This window comes from Roseateles sp. YR242, from assembly GCF_900109745.1.
GTDB lineage: Bacteria > Pseudomonadota > Gammaproteobacteria > Burkholderiales > Burkholderiaceae_C > Roseateles.
Genome location: NZ_FOAV01000007.1, coordinates 146,517 through 158,519, shown reverse-complemented (window position 1 = coordinate 158,519; position 12,003 = coordinate 146,517). Strand labels below are relative to the sequence as shown.

The 12,003-nt window shown below is 62.1% G+C and carries 4 protein-coding genes; all 4 read right to left on the bottom strand.

Annotated elements, in window-relative coordinates:
* Window positions 1-118: 118 nt before the first annotated feature.
* Complete coding sequence (locus tag BMY53_RS15015) at window positions 119-2,731, bottom strand: TonB-dependent receptor (RefSeq protein WP_092947299.1); 2,613 nt, start codon at window positions 2,729-2,731, stop codon at window positions 119-121.
* A gap of 739 nt (window positions 2,732-3,470) precedes the next feature.
* A complete protein-coding gene (locus tag BMY53_RS15010; protein WP_092947298.1) occupies window positions 3,471-6,227 on the bottom strand; it encodes a TonB-dependent receptor in 2,757 nt (918 codons plus the stop codon).
* 464 nt (window positions 6,228-6,691) lie between these two features.
* Window positions 6,692-9,490, bottom strand: coding sequence for a TonB-dependent receptor (locus tag BMY53_RS15005; protein WP_092947297.1), 2,799 nt, complete (start codon window positions 9,488-9,490; stop codon window positions 6,692-6,694).
* Between the two features lie 217 nt (window positions 9,491-9,707).
* The gene (locus BMY53_RS15000; RefSeq protein WP_092947296.1) at window positions 9,708-11,909 is read right to left on the bottom strand and encodes a malate synthase G; all 2,202 of its coding nucleotides are present in this window, start codon (window positions 11,907-11,909) and stop codon (window positions 9,708-9,710) included.
* Window positions 11,910-12,003 lie beyond the last annotated feature (94 nt).

Here is a 12,003-nt window from a genome sequence, read left to right as displayed (position 1 = left end):
ATGGCTGCGGTGTTATTTGCAAAGCGTACCGACGAATAAAAAAAGGGTCTCCGAAGAGACCCTTTTGGGGGCGCCGCCAGACTTTCGTGCAGCGCGCGCAAGAGGCCAGTCGGCCTGGTCAGAAGTTGTACGTACCCCGGACGTAGAAGGTGCGGCCGGTCGGATCCGTGTAGCGCGGGTCGTACCCGGCCTGGAAGACCGCCTGCTGGTAGGACAGCGGCGGATCACGGTCGAACAGGTTGCGCACACCGGCCGTCAGCGACAGCTGCTTGGTGGCCTTGTAGTTGCCGAACAGGTCGAAGGTTGTATACGAGCCGACCGTGTTGGCCGCGCCTTCATCGGTGGAGGCGTCATCCTTGTACGACGACTTGTAGTGGCCGGTCAGGCCCACCGTGTAAGTCTCGGCGTAGCTCCACACGGCCGTCAGCGTGTGCTGCCAACGGAACACCGGGCCGTTGCTGGCGTAGGTGCCCACGTTCTGGATCCACGGGCCGTTCTGGTACTCCTGGTACTCGTACTTGGTCACGTAGGTGCTGTTCAGGCCGAACGTGAAGTTGCCATAGGGCGTGCGCAGGCGGTAGTTGCCGTTCAGGTCAAAGCCGTTGGTGTTGTTGCCACCCAGGTTTTGCTGACGCACATCCACGTAGCCGCAGTTCTCACCCGGGCAGGCATTGCCACTCTGGGACAGCTCACCCGCCGAGTTGCGGTGGTAGTACTGGCTGAACTGGTCGTAGTTGTCGGCGCTGTAGAGCGATGCATCGCCGATGGTGCCGATCAGGTTCTTGATGCGGATCCACCAGAGATCAATGCCGAAGGCCAGGTCAGCGGTCGGCGAGAACTGCATGCCCAAGGTCGCGCTCTTGCTCTTCTCGGGCTTGAGTTCGGAGTTGCCGCCGTTCATCACGATGAACTGCGTCTTGCAGTTGATGTTGCTGGCGGTCGTATCCGGGCAGTTCACCGGGTCGCTGACGGTGCTGGAGTTGGTGTACGTGTTGGTGGCGTACAGCTCATACAGCGAGGGCGCACGGAAGCCGGTCGAGAGCGAACCACGGAACAGCACTTCCTTGACCGGCTGGAAGCGGAAGCTCACCTTGGGATTGGTGGTGTTGCCGAAGTCGCTGTACTTGTCATAGCGGATGGCGGCGGTCACATCCAGGGTCTTGTGCAGGGGCACATTCAGCTCGGAGTACAGCGCATAGACGCTGCGGCTGCCGACGCTGTTGGTGTTGGGGTCCACACCAGTGGAATCCTGCACCAGGGTAGCGAAATCGGTGTTGGCCTTCTGGCTGAACTTCTCATGGCGCAGTTCGGTGCCCACCGCCAGCGCGGCTTCACGGCCGGCACCCAGCCAGTCACCCAGTTCACGGCTGGCGTGCGCGTCGAAGTTGTAGGTTTCACCCTTGCCGTACAGCAGAGTGCCCGCGACGGCGGCGCTCTGGATGTAGGCAATGCCGTCGGCGGTCTGGTCGCCGAACGGGTTGATGGTGCCATCCGCCACGCCGGAGGCGATCATGTCGCCGTTGGCATAACCGTGGGTCAGCTTCTCGGTAACGCGGTTCTGGTTGTAGCTCAGGCCGGCCGAGTAGTCCCACCCCGCCACATTGCCGTCCAGCGAAGCCAGGAAGCGCTGCTGCTGGTTGATGTTCTTGTCCTGACGAGGGCCGCTGACCGTGTCGCGCCACTTCACCGTGATGGGCTGGCTGGTGTCCAGCGCCGAGTTGTCGGGCCAGTACTGGTTGTCAGACGTCATGCTCAGGCCGGCGTACGGCACCGGCGCGATCTGGGTCTGCACCACGCTGCGGGTCACGAAATATTCGAGGCCCAGCTGATGGTCGTTGTTGAGTTTGAAGGTGCCCTTGAGCATGCCCGAGGCGCGCTCGCTCTTGGGGACGTAATCCACGTAGGACGAGGTCGACATGCGGCAGAAGGTGCCAGCCTTGACCAGGTTGGTGCCGTTGGTGCAGTCGGTGGCCGCCGGGTTGTAGACCGTGCCGCTGCCCTGGTAGTAGTTGGCCGGGTCGGTGCTGGTGGACAGGCCGCCGTCATAACGCGTGTTGTAGTCGCGCTGGCTGCCGCTGATGCTGTTCTGCTTCTGGTAGTCCACGAAGCCAAACAGGTTGAAGCCGTCCTTGTCCAGGTCGCCGAAGCCGTAACCGACGTTGATGTTGCCGGACTTGCCGCCCGACTTCTGGGGCGCGTCGAAGCCGGCGCTGATGGTGCCGCCGGTGTAGTTGTTCTTCGTGATGAAGTTGATCACGCCGCCGATGGCGTCGGTGCCATACAGCGACGAGGCACCATCGCGCAGCACTTCGATGCGCTCGATGGCCGCCAACGGGATCATGTTCAGGTCAGGCGCCGAACCGTCGAAGGCGTTGTTGGCGATGCGACGGCCATTCAGCAGCACCAGCGTCTTGTTGGCACCGATGCCGCGCATGTCGGCAAAAGACGCGCCGCCGGTGGACGACCCCACCGACTGGCTGGTCCCCATGCTGGATTGGCTGGCTGTCAGCGTGCTGAGGATCTGCTCCACCGTGGTCAGACCCTGCTCACGCAGTTCGGTCATCTTGAAAGTGGTGACGGGGACCGAGGTCTCCGCGTCCAGGCGCTTGATCGCCGATCCGGTCACGACCACGCGTTCCAGCGTCTGGTCTGCTTCCTGGGCCAGCGCCGGGAAAGAGGCCGCCGCCACGATGGTGGCCACTGCCAGGCTCACTGCATTCAGTTTGTGCATGTACACACTCCTACGGGGTTCGGTCCGCGTTTCGCCGGATGGGCAGCGCTGGACCACAAATAAAAAGGCCCCGCGGGCAGGCGGGGCGTGCAGGCAGTTTGCAGAGTTTTCGAATACTCGTGGCGGAGTTGGGCGTCAATCGCCCAAAACTGATTGCGAGCGACTTCAGTTCGTCACAAACAAGGGTTTTTCCTTATTAGTTTGGTAGTGGGGACGCCACATACCGCAGCCTTTACTGATCAATTACTTGAGTTTCGAGGCTGGTTTCTCTGCCTCAAATCAATGCGCAGTGCGCCGAATAGGCGCATTCGTGTGAGAAGCCAGACCTGAAACAGTGCGGCGAAACAAAGATCAGCGCAACAGAAATCTTTTGAAATTCAACCACTTGGCAAAGAATCCATCACGCCTTGCGCAGCCGCCCGACATATTTCAACATTCACAATAAATAACGCAAAATGGCGACAAACACAAAATTCCGAATAGTTTCGCGAGATGAATTTGATGCCTACTCTGTGTCGGCATGAATATAAAAGTGGTCACCATCCTCGTGGATAAACCTCAATAAACCAACTGGGGGTTCACGGCCAGTGGAGTTCGACGGGTATCTCTCGTCGCCCCGATTCATGCAAATATCTGAACAATCTTCCAGGACAAAGAAAAAGCCCGTGGAGATGGACCCCACGGGCTTGTTGGCAACGGTGGCAGGCAACGAAGCCTGCCAGCAGTGAGCGCTCAGGTCTTACTGGAAGGCATAGCGCAGCGTGGCACGCCATTGACGGCCACGGGGGTCATACAGGCTGAAGTCATACAGCGCGGTGGTGCTGAACCCCGGGTCGTACGGCGTCAGACGATCGAACACATTGATCACCCCGATGCTGGCCTGCAGCTGCTTGGTCACGTTGTAGCGTGCAAACAGATCCAGGGTGGTTTGGGACCTGACATGCTCGGGCAGCACACCGTTCTGGAAGCGCGGGTCCTGCGCCACCATGTAGCTGGCCGCGGCGGCCTCCTGCCGGATATGGTGGGTGTAGTTCACCGTGCCGGTCAGCGCCCAAGGGCCGTAGTCGAAATCGATGGACGCGTTGCCACGAATGCGGGGGATGGTGTTGCTGCCGCCGTTGGTCCCCACGTATTCCTCGCCGTCTTCCTTGAACGACCGGATGTAGTTCAAGGCGCCATGGAAGGTGAACTTGCCGTAGCTGGTCGGCAGGCGCCAGGTGCCGTCGATGTCCACGCCACTCGTGGTGCGCTGGGACAAGTTCTCGTAGTTCGACAGGATCGTCGTTACGAAGTTGGTCTCAGGGTCACGAATGATGATGTTCGAGGTCGGGCAGTTGGGGCCGCCATCCGGGCAGGATGCGTCCACCAGGTCCTGGAAGTCCGGTGACGCCACCACATTGCGCCAGTTGATGAAGTAGAGATCGACACCCAGGTTGAAATTCTTGTTGGGCTCGAACACGATGCCGAAGGTACGGCTGGTCGACTTCTCGGCCTTCAGGTTGGGGTTGCCTGCAAACATGCCGGACACGCTCCGGACCACGCCGTCTTCCGGATCCTCCACCGAGGTGAAGAAGGTCGCCACCGAGGGCGAGATCTCCGGCAGCGTCGGCGCACGGAAGCCCTTGCCCCAGTTGGCGCGCAGCAGCAGGCCGTCCGTGGGCTTGAGCTTCAGGCCTACCTTGGGCGTGGTGGAGCTGCCGTAGTCGCTGTAGTGGTCATACCGCAGTGCCGCCTGAACCTCGATCGCCTTGATGAAGGGCAGCGAGAGTTCCGAGAACACCGAGTAGTTGTTGCGGCTGCCGTTGGTGGCGGTGATGCCCTGGCCCAGGATGCCGCCCTCTTCAGCCAGTTCGGTTGGTTGATCCTTCAGCTTCTCGCGCCGATATTCGGCACCGACGGCCAGACCGATCTCACCACCGGGCAGGTGCCCGAAGGTGGTGTTGGCCTTGGTGTCGATGAAGGTCATGTCCGAGGTGGACACCCGCTTGTTGCTGAGCCGCAGGGCGTCACGCACCGCCTGGCTGTTGGTGGTCCAGCGGTCCAGGTTGTAGAGGCTGGCGGTCGACACCGGGACGGGCGGCTGAGGATCCGTGCTGACGCCAAAGGTGGCCGCCGTTCCAGCCAGCGGCATCAGGTTCACGTTGTTCTGTTTCGTCTTGGTGCGGGAATAGCCCACCGCACTGTCCAGGTCCCACTTGCCGACGCTGTAGCTGGCACCGGCAAGCAGACGCGTGGAATCCGAACGGATGTCCGCGTCGCGCGTGCCCAGGTCGTTCATCACGCCCGTGTAGCGCGCGTTGGTCGAGAACGGATTGCCCGCCACACCCGGCGCGAAGGTGATGTTGTAGGTGTAAGGCGTCAGCGTGTCATTGGCCCCCGGGGTCAGACCGGTGGTGCCGGCAAAGAAGGGGGCCTGGAAGGTTTGGAAGGTGTCCACCCGGCTCAGGCCGAGCTCCACATAGGCGGTCGCTTCCGGCGACAACTGCTTGGTGGCACGGGAAATCAAGCCATAACGCTCGGTGCCCGGCAGCGCCGTGAACTGGTCCTTGTAATCACGGGTGCAATAGGTGTTGGTCGCAGCCGATTGCGGACCCGCCGTGGCCAGCGTGGTGTTGATCAGGCCGGCTTCCAGTGCCTGCGGGCCGGTCATCACCGTGCCGCCGCAATCGGTAATCGCCTGATAGTTATTGGTCAGTGCACCGGCTGCGGAAAGCTGGCGCCAGGTGCCGCCCGTGGTGAGCGCCTGGAAGTTGCGGCCGCCGGCGTACTTGCGGAAGTCGCGTGTCTTCCCGAATTCGGTGTCGCCCTGCAGCAGCAGGTCGCGCTTGTAATAGTCCAGGGCCGCAAAGACGTTGTAGCCGTCGGAGGCCAGGTCCCCAAAGCCACCAGCGCCCGTCACACGGTAGTCATTCTTGCCTTCGAAGTAGCCGCTGGAGGCCGTGACGTCAAAGCCCTTGAAGTCCTTGCGCAAGATGATGTTGACCACCCCTGCGATGGCGTCCGACCCATAGATGGCAGAAGCCCCGTCCAGCAGGATGTCCACCCGCTCCACCGCACTGCTGGGGATGGAGTTCAGATCCACAAAGGTGTCCTGCAGGTTCTGGGCGAAACCGTAGCCGGCGACACGGCGGCCGTTCAGCAGCACCAGGGTGGTCTTCTGACCCAAGCCACGCAGCGAGATGCCGGCAGCGCCGGGCGCGAAGCTGTTGCTGAAGCTCTCGCCAAAGCTGCCCGAGTTGGAGGGCAGGTTGCGCAGCACCTCGGCCACCGTGGCCTGGCCCGTGCGTTCAATCTGGTCCCGCGTGATGACCTGCACCGGCGAAACCGTCTCGGCATCGATGCGCTTGATGTTGGAGCCGGTCACTTCCACGCGCTGGAGCTGGGTGGTGCCCGGCGGCGTGGTGGTATCGCCCTGGGTCTGGGCAAACACTTGCGTACCGTAAAGGCTGGCGGCCAACGCGGTCAGCGTCAACCCGAGCTTTGATGGTGTATTCATAGCCTCTTCCTGACAGAAATGGGTCGTAGACCGCCCCAGTGTGTCGGTTGAGCAGAATGCCACAGCCTCGCGGCAACACCACTTGACAAGGCTTCACGGTGCGGAATGCCACCACCCGGAGACAGTCCTGGCGTGAGCGAACTCTCCTAAAAACCGCATCTGTCGAGGCCGCACGTCTGTGGTGCGCCGTACGCCGGTGGGGAAAGTGATGAGAAAGGCGCGCCCCGGAAATGCGTCCGGCGTACGTTTGCGTTGCCTTTTGCTGACACAAAACGTCTGAGTTGTTAGTACTTTGTTGCGAGCCGGTCACACCCCGTGGGTAGCTCGCGCTCCTGGCGCCCCTCAATCGAGGTGGCAAGGTGGCGCCAGCACCGGCGAAAAAAAACGCGACACCGGGATCCGGTGTCGCGTCTGGTCTCAGGCAAGCTCACACCGGTCATCCGGCGTGAGGTCGCTTCAGCTCATCAGAAGTTGTAGCTGCCCGACAGGTAGACAGTACGGCCCAGCGGGCTGGCGTAACGCGGGTCATAGCCCACTTGGTGGCCGGACGAGTTGCGCAGCGTCAGCGGAGGCGCCTCGTTGGTCACGTTGTTGATGCCCAGACGGAAGTCCAGCGCCTTGCTGTAGCGGTAGGTGCCTTGCCAGTCGAAGGTGATGTACTCCGGCACTTGCAACTGAACGGTGGCGGGCTGGTTGGTCGCGACATCCCGCACGCTGGCGGCAATGTCCGTGTACCCGGAACGATAGTTCACGCGGATCAGGTTGCTGACCTTGCCCGAATTCAGGTCGAAGGTCGCGCGAGCGATGTTGCGGAACACCACCGAAGCATCCACACCATACTTGCCCATGCTGCTGGTGAACACGTTGTCGGTACCCGGCATCGTGTACTCCGACTTGATCATGTAGGTGCCATTGATCGTGGTCGTGAGCTTGCCCAGACCGTCGATGTTCAGGCGGCCTTCCAGCTGCCAGTCCAGGCCTTTGTAGACAGACTGACCAATGTTGGTCGAGAGCGCCATGAACGCGTAGTACGGGTTCGTCTCGGCCGGCAGTTGATAGGTCGTGAACAGGGAGGCGTACTTGGTCGGATCCTTGAAGGCCTGGTCTGCGGACACGGCGCTCACCGCATCACGCAGCTTGACCTGCCAGTAGTCCACGCTCACACCGAAGTTGCGGGTGGGGTCGAAGCGCACACCGAAGGTCGCCTGCTTGGACTTCTCGGGCTTCAGGTTCTCGTTGCCACCGGAAAGCTGCGTGTACTGGGACTTGCCGCCCTTGCAGGGAGCAGAGCCGCTGCCGTCGCCAGGGAACGGGCAGTCGTACTGGGAGGCGGTCACACCGTTGGTCACCAGGGGCTGGGCGATGTCCAGCATGTCCGGTGCCTTGAAGCCAGTGCCGTAGGAACCACGGAATAGCAGGGCGTTGTTGACCTTGTAGCGGGCCGACACCTTGTAGGTGGTGGCCGATTCGTCACTACCGAAGTTGCGGGCGTTCAGCGCGTCCTTGATCTTGGTGATCGTGTCGTAGCGCAGCGCGGCGTTCACTTCAAGGTCCTTGACGACCGGGATCACCAGTTCGGCGAAGGCACCGTAGTTGTCACGCTCCAGGTCATATGCCGGGTTGGCAGCGAAGTTGTAGATGACGCCGTTCACAGCATCGTCAGATGGCGTCTGCTTGTAGTGGTAGTTGCGGAAGTCCACACCCGCACCCAGCTTCACCTCGCCTGCAGGCAGGTTGAAGATGGTGCCGGACGCGCCACCGTTCACGGCCTTCATCGTGGTGGAGGCCTTGCGGATAGAGCCGTGATAGATGGAGTCGTCGATCTTGGCTTGCGTGGCTGCATCCACATTGCCGGTGGGAACAAACGGGTCGATCACACCGCTGGAAATCAGGCTGTTGAACTCGGCCTTCTTGAAGTAGCCACCGATGTACTTTTCGTTCAGCGAGTTCTGCGACCAGGTGGCAGAGGCGTTCACGTCCCAGTCGCCGATGGAGCCTTCAGTGCCGATGGCGATGTGCTTGCCATCGGTCAGGGTCTGTGAGTCACGGGTGCCGAAGTCATTTGCACGATAGTTGGCGGTCACCGTGTCGATGTGCGCAATCTGGTTGGCCGTCAGGTACGGCTGCACATACTTGGTGAACAGCGGCGAGGTGGTGGAGATCGCGATGGGCACCGGGTTCGCCGCGATACGGGCGATCACGTCGGTGCGGGTGTAGATCAGGTCGGAGAAGACCTTGAAGTTCTCGCCCACCTTGGCTTCACCGGACGCAAAGAACGAGTCCCGCTTCGTTTCAGGATAGACGTCGATGGTGCCGACGAAGTCATAACCGCAGTTGGCCGTACCTTCCTTGGAAGTGGAGCCGGCCGGGATCGTGTTGGTCAGGTTGTAGTAGTTGTTCGGTGCGCAGGTGCCATTGGCCTGACGATACGGGTTGAACTGGTAACCCTTCAGGACGGCCACCGTGTCGGCCTCGGTCGGCAGGCGCTTGAACGTGACGGCTGCGTTGGCCGGGTCGGCCGAGGCGCTGGTGCGGTCGTAGACGTAGTTCCGGCCATTGGCGGAGAACGGAATCCAGGCCGTACTGGCGAACGCACGGTCGCCCGATTTCATGGCGTCCTGCTCGTCATGGCGATAGGACGTGACCAGGCTGAAGCCGTCGCCGCTCAGGTCGCCGAAGCCGTAGCTGATGCTGGCGGTCTTGGCCGTGGCGCCATTACCCACCGGGTTGCTGTAGTCAACACTGATGTTGCCGCCCTTCTGGTTGCGCTTCAGCACGAAGTTCACCACGCCAGCGATGGCGTCCGAACCGTACAGCGCAGACGCACCGTCCGTCAGCACTTCGATGCGCTCGATGGCGGACATCGGGATGGAATTCAGGTTGATCCGCGAGCCGGAGCCCGTGGGGGCCAGACGGCGGCCGTTCACCAGCACCAGGGTGTAGCTCTCGCCGATGCCGTGCAGCGAAGCCGTCACGATACCGCCGGAGTTGGAGCCAATGGAGATGTCGCCGATGGTGAAGCCCTGCATCGCAGGAATACGCTGCACCAGGTCCGCCACGTTGGTGGTGCCGGTGGCCTTGATTTCCTCGGCGGTGATGATCTGGACGGGCAGCGAGCCTTCGTTGGCGAAGCGCTTGATGCTCGAACCGGTGATCTCGATACGCTCCAGTTGCTGGGTTTGCTCCTGAGCGTGGGCGGCCATCGAGACCACCAGAATCGCTGCTGCCGCGCTGATGGCGCGAATATGCGGCTTGTTCGCCATGTTGAAAAATCCCGAAAGTTTGTAATGCACGCCCGGATTCACCGTTGGTTAACGGAGCACACCGTTTGTGAACAAAACTTTACGGGCAGGCATGGCGTTTGCAGCCCCCGGGCGGACCCTTATTGCCCAGGCAAGGCAAACGCTTCAGTACGCCGTTACTTTTCTCATTGGCGAAGTCTTAGACCCTTTTCTAGGCAATTTTGCACCATAACAGTGCTCACTGAACTGCCTTCGCCTGTTGGCGCCAAGCATGCAGCAGCGGCTCGGTGTAGCCGGAAGGCTGCTCCCTACCGAGGAAAACAAGATCCAACGCCGCCTTCAGCGCCAGGCTTGCCTGCGGATTCACCGCCATGGGGCGGTAGAGGGGGTCGCCCGCGTTTTGGGCATCCACGACCACTGACATGCGGGTGAAGGTCTCAGAAACTTGTTGTTCAGTGACGACGCCATGCAGTAACCAGTTAGCAATGTGCTGACTTGAAATGCGCAATGTTGCACGGTCTTCCATAAGACCGACCCCATTGATGTCAGGCACCTTCGAGCAGCCCACGCCCTGATCGATCCACCGTACGACGTACCCCAGGATGCCCTGGACGTTGTTGTCGAGCTCCTGCTGCTTCTCGGCCTCGCTCCATGTGGGGGCCGCCGCCACCGGGATGGTCAGGATCCGGTCCAGCAGGGCGTTGAAGTCTTCCTGGGCCGCCACGGTTTCCAGCTCACGCTGGACCGTCGCGACGTTGACCTGGTGATAGTGCAACGCATGCAGGGTGGCCGCCGTGGGGCTGGGCACCCAGGCGGTGTTGGCACCGGCCTTGGGGTGGGCAATCTTCTGCTCCAGCATGGCCGCCATCAGGTCCGGCATGGCCCACATGCCTTTGCCGATCTGGGCACGGCCGCGCAGCCCGGCGGCCAGGCCCACCAGCACGTTGCTGCGCTCATAGGCCTGGATCCAGGGGCTGGCCTTCATGTCCCCCTTGCGCAGCATCGGGCCGGCCAGCATGGCGGTGTGCATCTCGTCCCCGGTGCGATCCAGGAAGCCGGTATTGATGAAGGCCACGCGGCTGGGGGCGGCGGCAATGCAGGCAGCCAGGTTCACGCTGGTGCGCCGCTCCTCGTCCATGATGCCCAGCTTGACGGTGGAAGCGGGCAGGCCCAGCAGCTGTTCAACTCGACCGAACAGCTCGTTGGCAAATCCGACTTCCGCCGGGCCATGCATCTTCGGCTTGACGATATAGATGGAGCCTTGGCGGGAGTTGCGCAGGCCGCTGCCAGAGAGCTGCTTCAGGTCATGCAGCGCGATCAGCGTGGTGACCACCGCGTCCATGATGCCCTCGGGGATCTCCTGGCCGCCCTCGATGAGGATGGCCGGGTTGGTCATCAGATGGCCGACATTGCGAACAAACAGCAGCGAGCGGCCCGGCAGCACCACTTCCGCGCCACCATTGGGGGCCTGGTAGCGGCGGTCCGGATTGAGGCGCCGGGTGATGGTCTTGCCGCCCTTGGCGACTTCCTCGGTCAGCGTGCCGCGCAAGATGCCCAGCCAGTTGCGGTAGGCCAGCAGCTTGTCCTGCGCGTCGACGGCGGCAATGGAATCTTCCAGGTCCAGGATGGTGGACAGCGCTGCTTCCATGAGCAGGTCGGACACACCGGCCGGGTCGGTCTTGCCGATGGCGGATTGACGGTCAATCTGCAGCTCGATGTGCAGGCCGTTGTGGCGCAGCAGAACGGCCGTGGGGGCGGCGGCATCGCCCAGAAATCCCACGAATACGGCCGGATCAGCCAGGCCAGCCACGTCGCCGTCGCGCAGGGCCACCGACAATCGGCCGCCCTCCACCCGGTAGCCCACGGCATCCGCATGCGAGGCACCCGCCAGCGGTGCCGCCTGGTCCAGCACCTGGCGGGCGAAGGCAATGACCTTGGCCCCACGCACCGCGTTGTACCCACCGGCGCGGGTGGCGCCATCAGTCTCCGGGATTGCATCGGTGCCGTAGAGCGCGTCGTACAGCGAACCCCAACGGGCGTTGGCGGCATTCAGTGCATAACGGGCATTCAGGATCGGCACGACGAGTTGCGGGCCCGCCTGGATGGCCAGTTCCGCATCGACATTCGAAGTCGTGGCCTTGGCACTGTCGCCCACTGGCACGGGCACCAGGTAACCGATCTTCGTGAGGAATGCCTTGTAGGCCACCATGTCCTGGATAGGGCCGGGGAAGCTGCGGTGCCAGGCGTCGATTTCGGTCTGCAGGCGGTCCCGCTCCTTGAGCAGCGCCGCGTTCTTCGGCGCCAGGTCATGGACCAGGGCGTCGAAACCCGCCCAGAAAGCGGCAGGGTCCAGGCCCGTGCCCGAGAGGGCTTCGGTTTCGATGAAGCGAGCCAGTTCGGCGTCGATCTGGAGGCGGTGTTGCTGAACGCGAGTGGTCATGGTGTCTCCCCGGCTGGGCGTCAATGTCATCAATATCAATAGACCGCCATAGGCGGCGAGGACGGCAGGCTCTGATGCGCGGTGCAGGGCATCA